The sequence below is a fragment of the Rariglobus hedericola genome (assembly GCF_007559335.1).
Classification (GTDB): Bacteria; Verrucomicrobiota; Verrucomicrobiia; order Opitutales; family Opitutaceae; genus Rariglobus; species Rariglobus hedericola.
In genome coordinates this window covers 720,585-740,505 of sequence record NZ_VMBG01000002.1, presented here as the reverse complement: position 1 = coordinate 740,505, position 19,921 = coordinate 720,585, and the positions used below count along the sequence as shown (strand labels likewise).

Here is a 19,921-nt window from a genome sequence, read left to right as displayed (position 1 = left end):
TACGGCGTGCCGGAATTTCAAGCGTAGGGGCGCCACGGTTCCTCGCCCTCGGCGCGCGGTTTCACTTTCACCGGAGCCCACACGCGCAACAAATATTCCGCGAGATTACGCAGGCTCGTGCGACGCAGGCCTTCGCGTTGAGCGCGCTCGCGAAACGGCGACGCTACCGCCGAGCGTTCTTCAAAGTAGCGCCACAATTCACCTTCGAGCTCGATCGCCGCGGTGTGCGGATCACGCGCACGCGCGGAAATACCGCTGACCTTGTCATGCCAGTGACGCTTCTCGTCAGGTTTCTCCTGAAGGTAATCGAACACCATCTGCTCGGCACGGTTAAGGCTCATCGCCGCGAAACGTGCGCACGCTCCGCCGAAAAACAACCGCAAACCCGCCGCCCACCGTGACATTGCTTTTAAACCGCGCCGGCCTACGGTCGTGACAAATCCCCTTCTCCATGTGGTCCAAACTTAAGGAACAGTTTCCGCTCATCCTCATCCTCGCGCTGATCATCGGCGGCGCCGTTTATTACGCCAACACCCGCATCATCGCACTGCAGGCCGCCCAGCAGGAAGAGCTGTCCACCCTTCGCCAGCAGCACGCGTCCGAGCTTCAGGCTTCCGCGGAACAGACGCGCCGCCAGATCGATGCCGTCAACACGCTCCTCAAGGATGCGATCTCCAAGCGCTCCGCCGATGCGTTCATGAATGACGAGGAGTTTGCCAAGGCCAACGAGGCCAAGGTCAACCAGCTTGCCGAAGCCATCGCACAAAAAATCCAGCCGTTCAACCCGCTGCCCAAGACCCCAGAGGAAGCCGAACGCGTGCAGAACGAGCAGGTAGACAAGGTCTCCAATCGCCTCTCCGAACGCATCCAACCCATCCTCGCCGACATCGCCAAGGATCAGCACCTCACCCGCGATTCGCTCGCCGGTTACAGCCAGAAAATTTCCGACCAGGTCGGCATCGTGCTCACCGCCGAACTCGCGAAAAATCAGGTCCTCAACAACAACCTCGCCGAGACCCAGGCCGTCGCCCGCGAATCCCTTACGCTCTCCCACGAGATCACCGCGCTTTACCTGAGTTCCTTGAAAGATCAGGGCATCCTCACGCGATTGCTCACGCTGCCGGCCAACGTCGTGAAAGACGCCTCGCAGTTCAGCATCATCACCAGCAACGAGCGTAAAAAGAAGGAAGAGGAACTCGTCGCCAAGATGGCCGACATCCAGAAGCGCCTCGATGCCCAGCTCGCTGCGTCGCCCAAGAAATAAACCTCCCGCTTCTTCGCCGTCTTCACTCTACTAGCCACGCCTCGACCGCGTGGCTTTTTTCTGAACTTTTCCCGCCTTTCACCAGTCCATCTCACGCATGACCCGACGCTTTCTCCCTGTTGCCGCCGCACTCCTTCTCCTGACCTCGTCCGCCTGCAAACGCGCCGAGACCCGCGTCACCGCCGGAGATCGCACGCAGACGCTCCACCTCGGCAATCTCTCCGAACCGTCCGATCTGGATCCGCAGCTCATCACCAGCATCACCGACGCACAGGTCTCGATCGGCCTGATGGAAGGCCTCACCGCCATGGACCCCAAGGACGCGCACCCCGTCCCCGGCGTTGCCGAAAGCTGGGAGGTCTCCGCGGATAACCTCACCTGGACGTTCCACCTGCGCGCGAACGCCCGCTGGTCCAACGGTGATCCGGTCACCGCCCGCGATTTCGCTTATTCGATCCAACGTATTCTCTCGCCCAACCTCGCCTCCGAATACGCCTCGATTCTCTACAGCCTCCGCGGAGCCGAAGCCTACAACACCGGCAAACTCACCGATTTCTCGCAAGTTGGCGTCCGCGTGATCGACGACCACACGCTTGCTCTCACGTTGCACACGCCCGTCGCCTACCTGCCCTCGCTCGTCATGCACCAGTCGTGGCATCCCGTTCACAAAGCCACCATCGAGAAATTCGGCCGCATGGATGAACGCGGCACTCGTTGGACGCGCCCCGGAAACTTCGTGGGCAACGGACCTTTCACCCTCGACGCCTGGGAGCCCAACCAGGTCCTGCGTCTCGTGAAGAGCGAAACCTATTGGGACCGCGACGCCGTGCGCCTCAAAGCGGTTAACTTTTATCCCATCGAGGATCGCGCCACGGAGGAAGCGTCGTTCCGCGCCGGACAACTTCACGTCACCGCCACCATCCCGCCCGACAAAATCGCCACCTACAAACGCGACCAGCCGCAGCTCCTCCGCCAGGAGGCGACGTTTGCCAGCTACTTCCTCACTTACAATACTACCAAGGCCCCGCTCAACGACGTCCGCGTCCGCCGCGCCCTCGCCCTCGTGATCGACCGCGCCGCTCTCTGCGAAAAGGTGCTGCTGGGCGGTCGCACCCCTGCCTACACCTTCACCCCGCCCGGCATCGCCGGCTACGAAGCCACGCCCGGTTTCAAAGAAGACATCGCCGAAGCCAAAAGACTTCTCGCCGACGCCGGCTTTCCCGATGGGAAAGGTTTCCCGCGCCTCGAACTCCTCACCGCCAAAGGCGGCAGCAGCCAGATGCCCGAAGCCATGCAGCAGATGTGGAAGACTCATCTCGGCATCGACATCGCCATCGTGCTCCAAGAGGGCCGCGTGTTCTTCGATTCGTTGCGCACGCACAGTTTCGACATCGCGCCCGCCGGCTGGGTCGGCGACTACCTCGATCCCACGAGTTTCTTGGATGTTTTCCGCACCGGTGGCGGCAACAACCACACCGGCTGGTCGAGCGCGGCCTACGACCGCCTTCTCGCCGAGGCTCTCAAGGCCGGCGACAACGCCGTGCGCTATCCGCTCTATCACCAAGCCGAGCAGCTCCTCATCAACGATATGCCAATCGCCCCGCTCGTTTACGGACGCCGCAACTACCTCGCTTCTCCCAGCGTGCGCGGCTGGGAACCGAACGTTCTGGATCTCCATCCGCTCAAAGGCGTCTACCTCGTTCCGTAATAGATCTCGTAGGGCCTCACCTCGCGTGAGGCCGCGTCCACTGCTCAATTCCGCACAACGGACGCTGCGGGCATGGGACCTGCTTAAATGCGGTCGGTAATACTTTTTGCCAAAAACGTAACACTAACGAAAACATCATGCGCCTACGTCATCTCCTCCTCGCCGCCGCGGTCAGCACCGCTTCCCTCCTTTCCGCCGCTCCCCTCAAGATCGCCTACTCCGACTGGCCGGGCTGGACCGCCCTCGCCATCGCCGAACAAAAGGGCTGGTTCAAGGAAGCCGGCGTCGACGTCGAACTTCTCTGGTTTGAATACGGCCCGTCCATGGAGGCCTTCACCGCCGGCAAGGTGGACGCCGTTACCATGACCAACGGCGACGCCCTCGTCACCGGCGCCGGCGGCGGTAAAAACATCGCCGTCATCGTCACCGATTATTCCAACGGTAATGACATGATCGTCGCCAAACCCGGCATCAAGTCCCTCAAGGATTTCAAGGGCAAGAAGGTCGGCATCGAGATCGGTTTCGTCGAACATCTCCTCCTCCTCAACGGCCTCAAGAAAGTCGGCCTCACCGAGTCTGATGTCGAACTCGTTCCCACGCCCACCAATCAGACTCCGCAGGTCCTCGCCTCCGGTCAGGTGGACGCCATCGGTGCCTGGCAGCCCAACTCCGGCGAAGCCCTCAAAGCCGTCCCTGGCGCGACCGCCATCTACACGAGTGCCGATGAACCCGGCCTCATTTACGACGTCATCGCCGTGACCCCGCAAAGCCTCGCGCAACACCGCGCCGAGTGGGTCAAGGTCGCCAAGGTCTGGGACAAAGTCGTCGCCTACCTCGCCGATCCGAAAACCAAGGAAGACGGCATCAAGATCATGGCCGCCCGCGCCGGTGTTGATCCGAAAGAATACGCGGCCTTCATGCCCGGCACCAAGTTCCACACGCTCGCCGAGGGCTCCAAGGTTCTCAGCGCCAAGACCACCGGCTTCGACTCCGTGCTCGGTTCCTCGAAGATCGCCAACGACTTCAACGTGAAGAACGAAGTATATAAGGAATCGCAAGACGCCGCCTCTTACATCGACGCCTCGGTCTCCGCCGACGCCCTCAAGAAGTAAGCCGGTCCTTCGACTCCAGTCCTCGAACTCGTCACTCATGCCGCACTCCCGCTGGTTCGCCGTCCGCCAGGAGATCTCACCGTCTCGCCGGCGCCTGCTGGGAGTCGCGGCATTTTTATTGCCGCTCCTCTTGTGGAGCATCGTCAGCTACGTCCCGTTCATCTGGCATCCCAACATCAAGGTCGCCGACGCCGGTGACGTTTCCTGGCTCCGCGTTGATACCCAGCTCAACCGTCACGAATTCGCCGAGTTGGTCACCCAAGCCGAAGCCGCCGGCACGCGCCCACCCGCCGGCATCCGCGCCAACCCGATTTATCTGCCCGCCCCTCACGAGGTCGGCCGCGCGCTCTACACCGCGTTCACCACCAAGCCCGTTCTTCGCGGCGATCTCTGGCTCCACGAGAGTCTCGCCATGAGCATCAAGACGATCTTCTGGGGCTTCGTCATTTCCTCCGCCATCGGCGTCCCGCTCGGCATCCTCTGCGGTTCGTTCGTCTCCGCCTCGCGCCTCACCGAACCGTTCGTGGACTTCGTGCGCTACATGCCCGCGCCCGCCTTCGGCGCGCTCATGGTCGCCGTCTTCGGCATCCACCTCGAACCCAAGATCGCCATCATCGTTATCGGCACATTTTTCCAACAGGTCCTCGTCGTCGCCAACACCGTGCGCAAAGTCGACGGCGGTCTCCTCGAAGCCGCGCAAACCCTCGGCGCCAAACGCCGCCAGCTCGTCCTCCGCGTCATCCTCCCCGCCAGCCTGCCCGATCTCTACAACGACCTGCGCATCCTTCTCGGCTGGGCGTGGACTTACCTGATCGTAGCCGAGGTCATCGGGGTGAGCAGCGGCATCACGTTTTTCATCAACCAGCAGGCCAAGTATCGCAACTTCGACAACGTTTACGCCGCCATCCTCATCATCGGTTTCATCGGTCTCGCGACGGATCAGGCACTCGGCTGGATCGGCAACCGTCTCTTCACCTGGAAAAATCCCCGCCCGAGCCGCTTTCGCACGTTCTTCACCCGCCTCTTCGCCGGCCGCGATGTCCTCCTCTTTCCGGATAAGCCCTCCTCCACATGAGCGCCCCCGATTCCCTTCCCGACTACCGCACGCAATCCCCCGAGGTCGCCGCGCGCTTTGCCAAAATCAAAGAGCGCCCCGTCGTCATGGAGATTGAAAACCTCGGCCGCCAATTCCCCGGCGAACACGGTCCCGTCACCGCCCTGCGCGACATCTCCCTGCAAATCCACCGACGCGAATTCGTCTGCGTGATCGGCCCTTCCGGCTGCGGCAAATCCACGCTCATCCGCATCATCGCCGGCCTCGATGATCCCACTTCCGGCCGCATGCTCGTGGACGGAAAAGAAACCTCCGGCCCGTCCCCCGAGCGCGGCATGGTCTTCCAAGGCTACACGCTCTTTCCGTGGCTCACCGTGAAGAAAAACGTGATGTTCGGCCTGGAAATGGCCGGCAAATCCGTGAGCGAGGCCGAGGGCGAAGCCCGCCAGTGGATCGACCTCGTCGGCCTCTCCAAATCCGCCGACACCTTCCCGCACCAACTCTCCGGCGGCATGAAACAACGCGTCGCCATCGCCCGCGCCCTCGCGCCCAATCCCCGCGTCCTCCTCATGGACGAACCGTTCGGCGCCCTCGACGCGCAAACCCGCGCGCAGATGCAGTCCCACCTGCTCGACATCTGGCGCAACGTTGACGTCACGATTCTTTTCATCACCCACGATCTCGACGAAGCCATCTTCCTCGCCGATCGCATCATCGTCCTCAAAGCCAACCCCGGCGAAATCCAAGAGGTCATCGAGGTCAACGTCCCGCGCCCCCGCACGCTCGGCCAGCTCCAATCACCCGAGTTCCAAGCCACCCGCCGCCGCCTCGACGAGTTGATCCACCCCAAACTCCACGCCACGTCCGAACACCTGCCCATCGTCCGTCTTACCCAAGTCGGCGACGACGTCGAATAACCCGTCATGCCGTCCACCCGTCGCCGCACGCGCTCACCGCTTCTCTGGTCACACCTCACGTGGCCCGAGATCGGCGCGCTTATCGCCGACGGCCCTCGCTCCGCGATTCTCCCGTGCGGCGCCACTGAGCAACACGGTCCGCACCTCGGCACCGGCATGGACACCGCCCTCGCCACCGACGTCTGCGCCGCCGTTTCCGCCGCCACCGGCGTGCCTGTCCTTCCCTCGCTTTCCTACGGCTGTTCGCTCGGCCATTCCCACCGCTGGCCCGGCACGCTTGCCTTATCGCCGCAAACGTTGATCGCCCTCGTTACCGACATCGGCGACTGGCTCTGGCACGCCGGCATCCGCCGCCTGTTCATCGTCAACAGCCACGTCACCAACTCCGCCCCGCTCCGCTGCGCACTCGAAGTCCTGCGCGCCCGCCACGACGGCTTCATGATCGCTGTGATCAACACCGCCGAAGTCAGCCCGCGCGTCCGCGAAACCTTCTTCGCCGACGCAGCGGACTGGCACGCCAACCAAGCCGAGACGTCCCTTATGCTCGCCCGCGCTTCCGTCCTCGCGCGGCCCAAACTTCTCGCCACGTCGGACGACCCCGACCGCACCACGGGGCTCATTTTCGCGCACCCCGTCAACCGCACCAGTCTCAACGGCGTCACCGGCACGCCCTCGCGCGCGACCGTCGCGCAAGGCAACCGCCTCTTCGCCTGGATCGTCGCCGACCTCACGCAAACCATCCGCCGCGCCCTCTCCGAAAACGCCCCGCTCGACACCCCGTATTTCACCAACGGACCGAACCCACTTGTCACTTAATAAGTGACAAACCCCTTACCCCGCCCACCGGCCATCCGCGCCTCCCAAGGCCACTGCCGTGCCCTCATCCCTCCCTTTCTCCGAACCTTCGCGTCCTTCGTCTCCTTCGCGAGACCCACTTCCGAAACCAACTCCTTCATGAAATCCGAATCCGAAATCCTCGCCCTCCAAGGCGACCTCAAATCCAAAGGCGTCAAATACGTCGTCGGCGCCTACGTGGACATCCACGGCGTCCCCAAGGGCAAATTCGTCCCCATCGATCACTTTGCCCACTTCGCCCACGGCTCCGAACTCTACACCGGCTACGCCCTCGACGGCCTCGGCCAGTCCCCCAACGACGACGAAATCGCCTCCCTTCCCGACCTCGATCGCGGCATCATTTTGCCTTGGAACAAAGAGGTCGCCTGGTTCCCCGCCGACAACACGTTCCATGGTGAACCCTACGACATCAGCACACGCGTCGCGTTGAAAAAAGTCCTCGCCGACGCCGCCAGCCTCGGCTTCGGCATGAACCTCGGCATCGAGTGCGAAGTTTACGTCGTCAAGCTCGGCCCCGACGGCAAATCCCTCCTGATGCCCAACCCCGACGACCGCCTCAACAAGGCCTGCTACGACGTCCAGGGTTTTATGGATCGCTACCCTTGGCTCAACAAAGTCTCCACCGCCATCAACGACCTCGGCTGGGATCTCTACTCGCTCGACCACGAGGACGCCAACAGCCAGTTCGAATTCGATTTCAACTACAGCGACGCCCTCACCATGTGCGATCGCTACGTCTTCTTTCGCATGATGGCCCGCCACTACGCCGCCGAGGAAGGCCTCCTCGCCACCTTCATGCCCAAACCCTTCGCCGACAAAACCGGCAACGGCGCGCACTTCAACATGTCGCTCTCCGACCTCGCCACCGGCGCCAACGCCTTCAAGTGCGACCCGAAAGACGACCCGCGCGGACTCGGCCTCACACCCGTCGCCTACCACTTCATCGCCGGCATCCTCCGCCACGGCCCCGCCATCTGCGCCGCCATGGCTCCGACGGTGAACAGCTACAAGCGTCTCGTCCGCCGCGGACTCATGAGCTACTTCTCGTGGGCTCCCGTCTTCAACAGTTTCGGCACCAACAACCGCACCAACTCCGTCCGCGTCCCCATGGGCGGCGGACGCTGCGAAAGCCGCAACGCCGACTCCGCCTGCAACCCGTATCTCGCCGCCACCCTCGCCCTCGCCGCCGGCCTTGAAGGCATCCGCGAAAAACTCGATCCGGGCGCCCCGCAAGAGGACAACCTCTACGAACTCAGCGCCGAGGAATTCGCCAAGCGCAACATCCAGGAGCTGCCCCGCACGCTCGACGAAGCCGTCAAAGCCTTCGCCGCCGACCCGTGGGTCACGAAGGTCCTCGGCCAGGGTCTCCGCGACGAGTTCATCGCCTACAAATCCGAAGAGTGGCGCCAATACCACCAGCAGGTCAGCGCCTGGGAAATCGACCGCTACGCCCGCATGTTCTAAAAAAATAGTCGCGCGAAGCACGCGAAGGAAACAAAGGTTCGAGCCGGTTCCGCTCCAAATCTTCGCGCCCTTCGCGTCCTTCGCGCGACACTTCTCCTCATGACCGCCGCCGCCAAAAAAGACCGCCTCGCCCGCTTCAGCGTTTCGCTCCCCGAGAGCCTCCTCGATGAGCTCGACGCGATGGTGCAGAGCCGCGGCTATGCGAGCCGCTCCCAAGCCGTCGCCGCCCTCGCCCGAGACGGTCTCATCGAAAACGCCGCCCGCCTCGGCACCGAGTCCGTCGCCGGCACCATCAGCCTGGTTTACGACCACACCACCAAGGGCCTTCAAACCCGCCTGGCCGAGATTCAACACCGCCACTACCTGCTCGTCGTCTCCAGCATGCACGTTCACCTCGAGCACCATAATTACATGGAGGTCCTCCTCGTTCAGGGCAAAGCCTCCGACCTCCAGACCTTGGCCAATGAGCTGACCACCTGCCGCGGCGTCCGCACCGGCAAGCTCAACCTCACCGCCACCACCATCCCGCCTCTGCTTTAAGCGCGGAAAAAGACCCATCATCAGGCTGGACTGGCATTGTTCGTGCAGTATTACTTTTTTAATATTTCGTAACACCGCCATGCCGCTCCTTACGCCACCCGCTCCTTCCGGCACCTCCTTCACCACGCCGCGCCCGACCGGCCCGGTCCCGCAGCCCGCGCCCATTCCCGCCGACCGCCTGCTCGTCGAGGAAACCATTCCTGGCGGCTCCGCCGTGTCTTTCGTAGTCCGTCGCCACACCACGCTCCGCCTCACCGCCCTCGAAGCCGGTGCCAACATCTCCTTCCTCTGCTTCAACCGCGCAGAGCCCGTCGACCGCTACAACATGGCCGACACGCTCAAGGGCCAGCACACCTCCAAGCTCACCACGGGATGCATGCTCTACTCGGACATGGCCCGCGCCCTCTTCTCCATTACCGGCGACACCCTCGGCTGGCACGACCCGCTCGGCGGACACGACACCGCCGCCCACGTCGAAAAGAAATGGGGCAAGAAGAACTACCAGACCGCCCGCAACGACTGGCACCGCAACTCCCACGACCACTTCCTCATCGAGCTCTCCAAACACGGACTTAACGCCCGCGACCTCGTCCCCAACATCAACTTCTTCAGCAAGCTCTCCACCGACTCCGACGGACGCCTGAGCTTCGTCCCCAACCACTCCAAAGCCGGCGACCACCTCGACCTCCGCGCCGAGCTCGACGTCCTCGTGATCCTGACAACCTGTCACCACCCCATGGATACACGCCTCGCCTACGGCCCAGCTCCCATCCGACTCCAACTCTACCGCACCGACCCGCCCTCCGCTACCGACTACTGCCGCACCTACCGCCCCGAAAACGAGCGAGCCCTCTACAACTCCGAACTCTTCTCCCTCTGACCGGCCATGAGCACGCTCATCTACACCGAATCTTCGCTCACTCCTGCCGACGCCGCCTACCGCCATGTCATCCCCGCCGGCGACTTCTGGATGCACGAAATCAAAGCCGGCCAAGTCCTCCGCATCCTCGACCTCGAAGGCAACCAGGCCGCCGACACCCTCTTCTACGCCGCCGCCGACTTCCGCGAACGCTACAGCGCCCAGGACACCATCCGCGAAAACGGCGGCATCTATCTCACCACCGGCACCAAGCTCTATTCCAACGAACTAAACGTCCTCGCCGAAATCACCGCCGACACCTGCGGACGCCACGACACCCTCGGCGGAGCCTGTTCCTGCGAAGCCAACACCCTCCGCTACGGCCACGGCACGCGCCACATGCACTCCTGCCGCCAGAGTTTTCTCCTCGGACTCATGACCTGGCCCGGCAGCACCTTCGACCTCAACAAACGCGACATCCCAGCGAACATAAACTTCTTCATGAACGTCCCGGTGACACCGGAGGGCGGCCTCCAATTCGCCGACGGCGTCTCCTCCCCCGGCAAATACGTCGAGATGACCGCCCGCATGGACATCGTGGCCCTCATCAGCAACTGCCCCCAACTCAACAACCCCTGCAACGGCTGGAACCCCACCCCCGTCGAAGTCCTCATCTGGAATCCCTGAATATGTCTCGCGAAGGATACGAAGGAAGCGAAGGACCAAACCAAAGTAATCCCCTCTCAGAACCTTCGATCCCTTCCCCTCCTTGCGAGACCCTCTCCGTCATGAACCAAGAAGAAATCGGAAAAGCCATTCTCGACGCCGCCTTCACCGTGCACACCAAACTCGGCCCCGGTCTGCTTGAATCCGTATACGAAGCAGCCCTCGTCCGAGAACTCATCAAACGCGGATTCACCGTTGAGCGACAAAAGCCCATTCTCGTCCACTACGACGACGAACTTCTCGAAGAAGTCGCCTTTCGCGCCGATCTCATCGTCAACCACCTCGTCCTCATCGAGCTCAAGTCCGTCTCGGAGGTCACCGATCTCTTCAAAAAGATCACCTACAACTATCTTCGTCTCATCCCGCTCCAACTCGGCTTTATCATCAACTTCAACGAAGCCCATCTCAAAAACGGCATCACCCGCATAGTCAACGGAGCCGAAGGCAAGCCCACCTTCCGTTGACACCTTCCTCCGAACCTTCGCTCCCTTCGCCTCCTTCGCGAGACATCATGTTTTCAAAAGTCCTCATCGCCAACCGCGGAGCCATCGCTTGCCGCGTCATCCGCACGCTCAAGAAAATGGGCATCGCCAGCGTCGCCGTCTATTCCGACGCCGACCGCCACAGCCTCCACGTCTCCCAAGCCGACGAAGCCATCCACATCGGCCCGTCCCCCGCCGCGCAAAGCTACCTCGACGCTGACAAAATCCTCGCCGCCGCCAAGGCCACCGGCGCCCAAGCCATCCACCCCGGCTACGGCTTCCTCTCCGAAAACGCCGCCTTCGTCGAAGCCTGCGAAGCCGCCGGCATCGCCTTCATCGGCCCCCGCGCCGCGCAGATGCGCCAGCTCGGCCCCAAACACTCCGCCCGCGCCCTCGCCAAGGCCCACGGTGTTCCCCTTCTCCCCGGCACCGACCTCCTCCCCGACCTAGAAACCGCGAAACGCGAAGCCGCCCGCATCGGCTACCCCGTCATGCTGAAAAGCACCGGCGGCGGCGGCGGCATCGGCATGTCCCTCATCCGCAAACCCGCCGAACTCGCCCCCGCCTTCGAATCCGTCGTCCGCCTCGCCAAAAACAATTTCAAGGACGGCGGTGTCTTCCTCGAGAAATTCGTCGAGCACGCCCGCCACATCGAAGTCCAGATCCTCGGCGATTCCCACGGTCACGTCGTCGCCCTCGGCGAACGCGACTGCTCCGTCCAACGCCGCAACCAAAAGGTCGTCGAAGAAACCCCCGCCCCCGGACTCACTGCCGACCAACGCACCGAACTCCTCGCCTGCGCCGCCCGCCTCGGCACCGCCGCCGGCTACACCAACGCCGGCACCGTCGAGTTCGTCTACGACAACGCCACCGGCCATTTCTACTTCCTCGAGGTCAACACCCGCCTCCAGGTCGAACATGGCGTCACCGAAGAAGTCACCGGCATCGACCTCGTCGAATGGATGATCCTCTCCGCCGCCGGCGAACTCGACCTCCGCAACTACGTTCCCTCCGCCACCGGCGCTTCCATCCAAGTCCGCCTCTACGCCGAGGACGCCGGCAAAAACTTTCAACCCGCCGCCGGCACGCTCACCGACGTCCACTTCCAGTCATCGGCGCGCATCGAAACCTGGGTCGAGACCGGCAGCGAAGTCTCCGCCTTCTACGACCCGATGATTGCCAAGATCATCGTCCGCGGCACCGACCGTGCCGACGCTCTCGCCCGCCTCGATTCCGCCCTCGCCGACACCCGCGTCTACGGACTCGAAACCAACCTTCCCTACCTCCGCCAGATCATCGCCAGCGAAGGTTTCCACACCGGCTCCGTCACAACCAAATACCTCAACGGCCTCCCCTTCGTCCCCTCCACCATCGAGGTCCTCGAAGGCGGCACGCAGACCACCGTCCAAGACTACCCAGGCCGCATCGGCTACTGGGACGTCGGCGTCCCGCCCTCCGGCCCGATGGACAACCTGTCCTTCCGCCTGGCCAACCGCCTCGTCGGTAACCCCGACACGGCAGCCGCCCTCGAACTCACCGTCAACGGCCCGTCCCTCCGCTTCAACACCGCCGCCGTCGTCGCCCTCACCGGTGCCCACATGCCCGCGACGCTCGATAACAAACCCGTCGCCCCCCACCGCGCCTTCCGCATCCGCGCCGGCCAAACCCTCCGCATCGGCTCCGTATCCGGCGCGGGACTACGCGCCTATCTTGCGATCCGCCACGGCCTCGACGTGCCCGACTACCTCGGCAGCAAGTCCACCTTCACCCTCGGCCTCTTCGGCGGACACTCCGGCCGCGCCCTCCGCACCGGCGACGTCCTCCGCGTCCACACCTCCACGCCCGGCGGCGTCACCACCGACGCCCCGCTTCTCCGCGCCCCCGCCGCCATCCAGCCACCCCTCACCCGCGAATGGTCGATCGGCGTCCTCTACGGCCCGCACGGCGCCCCCGACTTCTTCACCGAAGCCGACATCTCCGTCCTCCTCACCACCGCCTACGAAGTCCACTACAACTCCGCCCGCACCGGCGTCCGCCTCATCGGACCCAAACCCGAGTGGGCGCGCCGCGACGGCGGCGAAGCCGGCCTGCATCCGTCCAACATCCACGACAACGCCTACGCCATCGGCGCCGTAGATTTCACCGGCGACATGCCCATCATCCTCGGCCCCGACGGACCGAGCTGCGGCGGCTTCGTCTGCCCCTTCACGATCGTGCAAGCCGAGCTCTGGAAAATGGGCCAGCTCAAGCCCGGCGACAAAGTCCGCTTCGTTGCGCTCACCGCCCAACACGCCCGCGAACTCGCCTACGCCCAGGAATCCACCATCGAAACCCTCCGCCCCTCGCGAACCTCCAAGCCATTGTCTCGCGAAGGATACGAAGGAAGCGAAGGTTCAAACCAAAGTTCTAAAACTCCGAACCCTTCCTCCGAACCTTCGCTCCCTTCCCACCCTTCGCGAGACACCCCTCCGGAGCCCGCCGTCCTCCACGAACTCCCCGCACGCCCCACCGCGCCCGCCGCAGTCTATCGCCGCCAAGGCGACGCCAACCTCCTCATCGAATACGGCCCGCTCCAGCTCGACATCGCCATGCGCATGCGCGTCCACGCGCTGCAAACCTGGCTCGAACGCCACAAGGTCCCCGGCCTCATCGACCTCACCCCCGGCATCCGCTCCCTCCAGGTCCACTTCGATTACCGCCTGCTCCCCATGGAGCGCCTGCTCGAAATCCTCCTCCGCGCCGAAAGCGAACTCCCCGCCATCGACGACATCGAGGTCCCTTCGCGCATCGTCCACCTCCCGCTCTCCTGGGAAGACGAGTCCACCCTCCTCGCGATCCGCAAATACATGCAGATCGTCCGCAAGGATGCCCCGTGGTGCCCGAGCAACCTCGAGTTCATCCGCCGCATCAACGACCTCCCCAACCTCGAAGAAGTTTACCGCATCTGTTTCGACGCGAGCTACCTCGTCCTCGCCCTCGGCGACGTCTATCTCGGTGCCCCCGTGGCCACGCCCGTCGACCCGCGTCACCGCTTAGTCACTACAAAGTATAACCCCGCCCGCACGTGGACGCCCGAGAACGCCGTCGGCATCGGCGGCGCCTACCTCTGCATCTACGGCATGGAAGGCCCCGGCGGCTACCAATTCATCGGCCGCACCTGCCAGATGTGGAACCGCCACAAACAGACCGCCGACTTCACGGACGGAAAACCCTGGCTCCTCCGCTTCTTCGACCAAATCAAATTCTACCCTGTCTCCAACGCCGAGCTCACCCAGTTCCGCGAAGACTTCCCGCAAGGTCGCGTCAAACTTCGCATCGAAGAAACCACCTTCAAACTCCGCGACTACCAGCGCTTCCTTTCCGAAAACGAAGCTACCATCACCGCCTTCAAGACCCATCAGCAGCCCGCCTTCGAAGCCGAGCGCCAGCGCTGGATCGACTCCGGCCAGATCAACTTCTCCGCATCCGACGAATCCGCTTCCTCGCTCGACGAGTCCGCGATTCCCGAAGGCTGCGTCGCGCTCCCCGCCCACATCCCCGGCAACGTCTGGAAAATCCTCGTTTCCCCCAACGACACCGTGACCGAAGGCCAGCCGCTCGTGATCCTCGAATCCATGAAAATGGAAGTCACCGTCTCTGCGACCCGCGCCGGCGTGATCCGCGAAATCCGCTGCGCCGAAGGCCGCCCCGTCAACGCCGGCGAAACCCTCATCGTCCTCGAAGGCTAAATTCACATGAGCACCGATACCGCGATCTGGATTCATCGCCTCAACACAGCCGAACAAGCTCGCTTCACGCCCACCGCCTCGACGGGCCCGTTGGCTGGCCTGACCTTCGCGATCAAAGACAACATTGACCTCGTGGGCATCCCCACGACCGCCGCCTGCCCGGGCTTCACCTACACTCCCTCCGCCTCCGCCCACGTCGTCCAAAACCTCCTCACCGCCGGCGCGCTTCCTGTCGGCAAGACCAACCTCGACCAATTCGCCACCGGCCTCGTCGGCACGCGCTCACCCCACGGCGCTCCGCGCTGCGTATTCAACTCTGACTACATCTCTGGCGGCTCTTCCAGCGGCTCCGCCGTCGCCGTCGCCTCCGGACTCGTCGATTTCGCCCTCGGCACCGACACCGCCGGCTCCGGACGCGTCCCGGCCGCCTTCAACCAGATCATCGGACTCAAACCCACCAAGGGTCGTCTCTCCACCCGCGGCGTCGTCCCCGCCTGCCGGTCCCTCGACTGCGTCTCGATCTTCGCCCGCGACATCGCCACCACCACCCGCGTCCTCGCCGCCGCCGAAGGCTACGACCCCGCCGATCCTTTTTCCCGCCCCAAACCAAATTGTCACCTAATAGGTGACACTTCCTCCGGGAAACCCCGCCTCGGCGCCCCTCGCGCCGATCAGCTCGAGTGGTTCGGCAACACCGAGTCGCCTGCGCTGTTCGCCACCGCCCTCGACCGCCTGCGCGCTCTCGGCGCTGAAATCATCGAGGTCGATTTCGCGCCGTTCCTCGACGCCGCACGCCTCCTCTACGAAGGCCCGTGGACTGCCGAGCGTTATGCGGCCGTCGGTGAATTCATCGAGCAACACTCTGCCACGCCCGAAGCCGCACGCGCCGCCGGACTCGATCCCACGGTCGCCAAAATCATCCTCGGCGGAAAAACCGCATCCGCCGTCGACGCCTTCCGCGCCACCTACCGTCTCGCCGAACTCCGACGCGCCGCCGACACCATCCTCCCCACCGTCGACGCGCTCGTCGCTCCCACGGCCGGCACGATCTACACCGTCGCCGAAATGGAAGCCGATCCGATCCGCCTGAACTCGAATCTCGGCCGCTACAACAATTTCATGAACCTCCTCGACCTCTGCGGACTCACCGTCCCCGCCGGTCGTTACACGTTCGGCCCCGGCTTCGGCATCACGTTCATCGCCCCCGCCTGGCAAGACGCACAACTCCTCGTCCTCGGCGCCCGCTATCTCGGCGAAAACACCCAACCGGTTTGTAACTTAATAAGTGACAAACCCGCCGCTCCCCCTTCGCCCGCGTCGCCCTCGCCAGTCGCATCCGAGATCACGCTCGCCGTCTGCGGTGCGCACTTGCGCGGGCAACCCCTCCACCACCAGCTCACGACACTCGGAGCCCGCTTCCTCGCCGCAACCACCACCTCGGCGCGTTACCAACTTTACGCGCTCGCCCACACCACGCCGCCCAAACCCGGACTCGTGCGCATCGCCTCCGATGAATCCGGTGGCGCTCCCATCGCGGTGGAGACTTACGCGCTCACCCTTGAAGCCTTCGGACGCTTCACAGCCGCCGTTCCCGCGCCCCTTGTTATCGGTAATGCCGAACTGAATGACGGAACGTGGGTCAAAAGCTTTCTCTGCGAACCTCACGCCCTCAACGGCGCTCGCAACATCTCCTCTTTGGGCGGCTGGCTGGCTTATTTGGGCAGCCCCCGCTGAGACCGGATTTTTGGTCATGCAGCGTGCACGACGGATGAAAAATCCATCGCGCATTATGCAATAGAGAGGCATAGGTAAACCGCCTGATGCCTATGTTTATACCTATGATTTAGAATAGGTTAACTCAACCCCAAGGCCGGTGGCACGAGTCTAGTTATATGGGTATCCGTTCGACACATTTTAACTTCAACGGAATCCACCCATGAACACACAAGCGACCGCCCGCCCCGTCCGCACTTACACTCCGGCCAAACCTGAATCCGCCGCCGAGTCCGCTTACGACACCATCCTCGTGACCCGCTTCAACGCCGGCGACGAAGCCGCCTTCGTTGAAATCATGCAGCGTTACCACAGCCGCCTTTTCAGTCTCGCCCACAACCTTCTCCGCAACGCCGCCGATGCCGAGGAGATCGTTCAGGACGCCTTCATCCGCGCCCACCGCGGCCTGGCCAACTTCCGCGGCGATTCCTCGCTCGCCACCTGGCTTTACCGCATCGCGCTCAATCTTTCCCGCAACCGTTACTGGTATTTCTTCCGTCGTCGTCGTCAGGACTCGCTCTCCCTCGAGCGTCCGTTGTCCGACGAATCCGATGCGACGTTCTCCGACTTGATCGCTTCCGAGGAAGCCGATCCGGCCCACGAGACAACCACCAACGAGTTCGTTTCCCTGATCTCTTTGTGCATGGACAAACTCGACGCCTCGCACCGTGAAATCCTCACCATGCGCAACGTGCTCGATCTTCCCTACGAAGACATCTCGAAGGCCCTTCGCATCAACGTCGGCACGGTTAAGAGCCGTATCGCCCGTGCTCGCGAAAACCTCCGCAAGCTCCTCGCCGATTGCGCTCCCGAGTTCGGCCCCGAGTCCGCTCCCGGCGACTTCTTCGAGAGCGGCCGCGTCAGCCACGGTCACCATACCGTCGCTTACGCTTAACCCCCCCTTTGGTCCGGCAACGGATCATTAACCCCGTATAGAATCTTGTTTGTAGGTAGTGTGTGTAGACCCGGCGGATCATCACTGATCCCGCCGGGTTTTTTTGCGTCCTTGGAGTCCTTACGCCGACAACGCCGACGTGGCGCACCGCGCCGAACGCCCCTCGCGCTTTTTTGTTACGCCGTAAAACCAAGCAAGTTTGTCACTTAATACGTTACAAACTGGTCCGGGATATCCGGATTTTTCCTGCGATTCACCGTTGAGGCATCACGGACGGGACCCAATCTCGGGCTCGATTCTCCCGTGCCCGAACTCCTTCAAACGCTCCACACCACCTTCGGCTATCCCGAATTCCGTCCGCTTCAGCGTGCGATCATCGAAACCTCACTCGCCGGCCGCGATGTGTTTGCTCTCCTGCCCACCGGCGGAGGCAAATCCCTTTGCTTCCAAATCCCCGCTCTTCACCGCCCCGGCCTGACCATCGTCGTGTCGCCGCTCATCGCGTTGATGAAGGATCAGGTGGACCAACTCCAAGCCGCCGGCGTCGCCGCCACGTTTCTCAATTCCACGTTGTCATCGGCCGAAGCCCGCTCGCGTCTCGCCGGTCTCCATCGCAACGAATGGAAGCTCCTCTACGTCGCCCCTGAGCGTCTCATGCTCGATAACTGGCAGGAAAACTTAAAAGCCTGGAACGTCGCCGCCATCGCCATCGACGAGGCTCACTGTGTCTCCGAATGGGGTCACGATTTCCGCCCCGAATACCGCCAGATTTCGAAGCTCCGCGAACTCCTGCCCGACGTTCCGTTGATGGCTCTCACGGCCACCGCCACCGAGCGCGTGCGCGTGGACATCATCAAACATCTCAAGCTCCGCGATCCGTCCGTTTTCGTCGCGTCCTTCAACCGCCCCAACCTCACCTACAAAGTCACGCCCAAGGAAAAACCCACCGACCAAATCATCGCCTGGGTTAAAAAACGCGAAGACGAATCCGGCATCGTTTACTGCGCTTCCCGCGCCGCCACCGAGCGCGTCGCCGAGGCCCTCGCCGGCAAGGGCTACAGCGCCCGCCCCTACCACGCCGGCCTCCCCACCGACGAACGTGCCCGCAACCAGGAGCTCTTCCTCCGCGACGAGGTCCGCATCATGTGCGCCACGATCGCGTTCGGCATGGGTATCAACAAGCCCAACGTCCGCTGGGTCATTCATTACGATCTCCCCAAAAACATCGAGGGCTACTACCAGGAAACCGGTCGTGCGGGACGCGATGGTCTGCCCGGCGATTGCCTGCTGCTTTTCTCCGCCGGCGATGCCGCGAAACAAACGCACTTCATCGATGAGATGACCAACGAGCAGGAGGCGCAGGTCGCCCGCAACCAGCTCCGCCAGATCATGCGTTACGCCGAGGGCTCCGGCTGCCGTCGAGGCGAATTGCTCGCCTACTTCGGCGAAAAATTCCCCCTCGATAACTGCGGCGCCTGCGACAATTGCTCCGAACCCCGCGACCGCTACGACGGCACGCTCCAGGCGCAAAAATTTCTCTCCTGTGTTTATCGCATCAATGCCGCCTCCCGCTTCGGCGTCGGCATCAACCACGTGTGCGAAGTCCTCACCGGCGCCGATACCGACAAAATCCGCCGCTGGGAACACGATCGTATTTCCACCTACGGCATCGGCAAAGATTTCCCCCGCCCCGTCTGGGCCGGTGTCGGCCGCGAACTCCTCCGCCTCGGTCTCCTCGCCCAAAGCGAAGGCGAATTCCCCACGCTCCAGCTCTCCGCCGACGGCATGGCGTTCCTCAAAGAAAAACGCACCCTCACGCTCACCAAGCCGATGGAGACGCCCAAAGTCCGCAAAGTCGTCCGCCGCGAGGGCGACATCGAGTGCGACGAAATCCTCTTCAGCCGCCTGCGCGACCTCCGCAAAAAACTCGCCGACGAACGCAAGGTTCCCGCCTACGTCATCTTTGGCGACGCCACGCTCCGCCAGATGGCCCGCGAGTATCCACAATCTGATGACGCCATGGCCGGCATCTTCGGCATGGGTCAGAAAAAACGCGCCGAATTCAGCGAAGTTTTCTCCAGCGAAATCTCCTCCTACCTCCAGGACAATTCGCGCATGACCTTTAACAACTGATCCGCCCCGTGGATACCGTGCTTCTCATCCGTCTCGCCGGCCTCGCGCATCTCGTATCGCTCACCGCGATGTTTTACGCGCCAGTCAATCTGCGTTGGGATGAAGAACTCGCAAGCCTGCCCCGTCTGCTGCGCCAGATGTGCAACGTTTACCAAGCCTACACCGGCGTCACCATCGCCGCACTCGGACTCGTCTCGCTCTTCTGCGCGCCCGATCTCGCTTCCGGCATTCCGCTGGCGCGCGCGGTGTGCGCTTACATCGCTTTATTCTGGGGTGCGCGCCTCCTCCTCCAACGCACTTACGACTTCGCACCGCATCTGAAAAGCGTGTGGTTGCGGCTCGGCTACCACGGTCTCACCGGCTTGTTCGTCGTCTTCACGAGCTTCTACGGCTGGCTCGCGCTTCGCTAGC

Annotated in this window: 17 protein-coding genes; 16 read left to right on the top strand and 1 reads right to left on the bottom strand. The window is 62.9% G+C overall.

Annotation, left to right across the window (positions count from 1 at the left end; genetic code table 11):
• Window positions 1–17 precede the first annotated feature (17 nt).
• Entirely contained in the window at window positions 18–341 is a 324-nt protein-coding gene (locus FPL22_RS13440; RefSeq protein ID WP_144230921.1) for a hypothetical protein, read from the bottom strand.
• Window positions 342–451: 110 nt separating this feature from the next.
• Here FPL22_RS13440 and FPL22_RS13435 point away from each other — a divergent pair, with 110 nt between their 5' ends.
• From FPL22_RS13435 to FPL22_RS13360, 16 genes are all read left to right on the top strand, one after another.
• Window positions 452–1,264 carry a hypothetical protein gene (locus tag FPL22_RS13435; RefSeq protein WP_144230920.1) on the top strand — a complete coding sequence of 271 codons (813 nt, stop codon included), beginning with the start codon at window positions 452–454 and terminating at the stop codon, window positions 1,262–1,264.
• Window positions 1,265–1,361: 97 nt separating this feature from the next.
• Window positions 1,362–2,972: a peptide ABC transporter substrate-binding protein gene (locus FPL22_RS13430; protein ID WP_144230919.1), complete on the top strand. Its 1,611-nt coding sequence runs from the start codon at window positions 1,362–1,364 to the stop codon at window positions 2,970–2,972.
• A 137-nt stretch (window positions 2,973–3,109) separates the two neighbouring features.
• Window positions 3,110–4,084 (top strand): ABC transporter substrate-binding protein, encoded by a 975-nt coding sequence (locus FPL22_RS13425; protein ID WP_144230918.1) that lies wholly within the window; start codon window positions 3,110–3,112, stop codon window positions 4,082–4,084.
• Window positions 4,085–4,121: 37 nt separating this feature from the next.
• Window positions 4,122–5,159 carry an ABC transporter permease gene (locus FPL22_RS13420; protein ID WP_144230917.1) on the top strand — a complete coding sequence of 346 codons (1,038 nt, stop codon included), beginning with the start codon at window positions 4,122–4,124 and terminating at the stop codon, window positions 5,157–5,159.
• Window positions 5,156–6,055: an ABC transporter ATP-binding protein gene (locus tag FPL22_RS13415; RefSeq protein ID WP_144230916.1), complete on the top strand. Its 900-nt coding sequence runs from the start codon at window positions 5,156–5,158 to the stop codon at window positions 6,053–6,055. The genes FPL22_RS13420 and FPL22_RS13415 overlap by 4 nt, the downstream gene beginning before the upstream one ends.
• A gap of 6 nt (window positions 6,056–6,061) precedes the next feature.
• A complete protein-coding gene (locus FPL22_RS13410) occupies window positions 6,062–6,871 on the top strand; it encodes a creatininase family protein (protein ID WP_144230915.1) in 810 nt (269 codons plus the stop codon).
• A 138-nt stretch (window positions 6,872–7,009) separates the two neighbouring features.
• Window positions 7,010–8,374, top strand: coding sequence for a type III glutamate--ammonia ligase (gene glnT / locus FPL22_RS13405; protein ID WP_144230914.1), 1,365 nt, complete (start codon window positions 7,010–7,012; stop codon window positions 8,372–8,374).
• A gap of 99 nt (window positions 8,375–8,473) precedes the next feature.
• Window positions 8,474–8,914, top strand: coding sequence for a nickel-responsive transcriptional regulator NikR (gene nikR / locus FPL22_RS13400; protein WP_144230913.1), 441 nt, complete (start codon window positions 8,474–8,476; stop codon window positions 8,912–8,914).
• A gap of 79 nt (window positions 8,915–8,993) precedes the next feature.
• Complete coding sequence (locus FPL22_RS13395) at window positions 8,994–9,794, top strand: urea amidolyase associated protein UAAP1 (RefSeq protein WP_144230912.1); 801 nt, start codon at window positions 8,994–8,996, stop codon at window positions 9,792–9,794.
• Window positions 9,795–9,800: 6 nt separating this feature from the next.
• On the top strand, window positions 9,801–10,460 hold the full coding sequence (locus tag FPL22_RS13390) for an urea amidolyase associated protein UAAP2 (RefSeq protein ID WP_144230911.1): 660 nt from the start codon (window positions 9,801–9,803) through the stop codon (window positions 10,458–10,460).
• A 101-nt stretch (window positions 10,461–10,561) separates the two neighbouring features.
• Window positions 10,562–10,963, top strand: coding sequence for a GxxExxY protein (locus FPL22_RS13385; protein ID WP_144230910.1), 402 nt, complete (start codon window positions 10,562–10,564; stop codon window positions 10,961–10,963).
• Between the two features lie 47 nt (window positions 10,964–11,010).
• A complete protein-coding gene (gene uca, locus FPL22_RS13380; protein ID WP_144230909.1) occupies window positions 11,011–14,709 on the top strand; it encodes an urea carboxylase in 3,699 nt (1,232 codons plus the stop codon).
• A 6-nt stretch (window positions 14,710–14,715) separates the two neighbouring features.
• Window positions 14,716–16,443, top strand: coding sequence for an allophanate hydrolase (gene atzF, locus FPL22_RS13375; protein WP_144230908.1), 1,728 nt, complete (start codon window positions 14,716–14,718; stop codon window positions 16,441–16,443).
• A 202-nt stretch (window positions 16,444–16,645) separates the two neighbouring features.
• Window positions 16,646–17,377 carry an RNA polymerase sigma factor gene (locus FPL22_RS13370; protein WP_144230907.1) on the top strand — a complete coding sequence of 244 codons (732 nt, stop codon included), beginning with the start codon at window positions 16,646–16,648 and terminating at the stop codon, window positions 17,375–17,377.
• Window positions 17,378–17,680: 303 nt separating this feature from the next.
• Window positions 17,681–19,510 (top strand): DNA helicase RecQ, encoded by a 1,830-nt coding sequence (gene recQ, locus FPL22_RS13365; RefSeq protein WP_144230906.1) that lies wholly within the window; start codon window positions 17,681–17,683, stop codon window positions 19,508–19,510.
• A gap of 8 nt (window positions 19,511–19,518) precedes the next feature.
• Window positions 19,519–19,920, top strand: coding sequence for a hypothetical protein (locus FPL22_RS13360; protein ID WP_144230905.1), 402 nt, complete (start codon window positions 19,519–19,521; stop codon window positions 19,918–19,920).
• Window position 19,921 lies beyond the last annotated feature (1 nt).

Coding starts and splice junctions, on each gene's coding strand:
- atzF (WP_144230908.1), top strand. CDS start 14,716: ATGAGCACCGATACCGCGATCTGGATTCATCGCCTCAACACAGCCGAA.
- FPL22_RS13395 (WP_144230912.1), top strand. CDS start 8,994: ATGCCGCTCCTTACGCCACCCGCTCCTTCCGGCACCTCCTTCACCACG.
- FPL22_RS13430 (WP_144230919.1), top strand. CDS start 1,362: ATGACCCGACGCTTTCTCCCTGTTGCCGCCGCACTCCTTCTCCTGACC.
- FPL22_RS13415 (WP_144230916.1), top strand. CDS start 5,156: ATGAGCGCCCCCGATTCCCTTCCCGACTACCGCACGCAATCCCCCGAG.
- FPL22_RS13390 (WP_144230911.1), top strand. CDS start 9,801: ATGAGCACGCTCATCTACACCGAATCTTCGCTCACTCCTGCCGACGCC.
- FPL22_RS13385 (WP_144230910.1), top strand. CDS start 10,562: ATGAACCAAGAAGAAATCGGAAAAGCCATTCTCGACGCCGCCTTCACC.
- glnT (WP_144230914.1), top strand. CDS start 7,010: ATGAAATCCGAATCCGAAATCCTCGCCCTCCAAGGCGACCTCAAATCC.
- FPL22_RS13435 (WP_144230920.1), top strand. CDS start 452: ATGTGGTCCAAACTTAAGGAACAGTTTCCGCTCATCCTCATCCTCGCG.
- FPL22_RS13370 (WP_144230907.1), top strand. CDS start 16,646: ATGAACACACAAGCGACCGCCCGCCCCGTCCGCACTTACACTCCGGCC.
- FPL22_RS13440 (WP_144230921.1), bottom strand. CDS start 341: ATGAGCCTTAACCGTGCCGAGCAGATGGTGTTCGATTACCTTCAGGAG.
- nikR (WP_144230913.1), top strand. CDS start 8,474: ATGACCGCCGCCGCCAAAAAAGACCGCCTCGCCCGCTTCAGCGTTTCG.
- FPL22_RS13410 (WP_144230915.1), top strand. CDS start 6,062: ATGCCGTCCACCCGTCGCCGCACGCGCTCACCGCTTCTCTGGTCACAC.
- FPL22_RS13420 (WP_144230917.1), top strand. CDS start 4,122: ATGCCGCACTCCCGCTGGTTCGCCGTCCGCCAGGAGATCTCACCGTCT.
- uca (WP_144230909.1), top strand. CDS start 11,011: ATGTTTTCAAAAGTCCTCATCGCCAACCGCGGAGCCATCGCTTGCCGC.
- FPL22_RS13425 (WP_144230918.1), top strand. CDS start 3,110: ATGCGCCTACGTCATCTCCTCCTCGCCGCCGCGGTCAGCACCGCTTCC.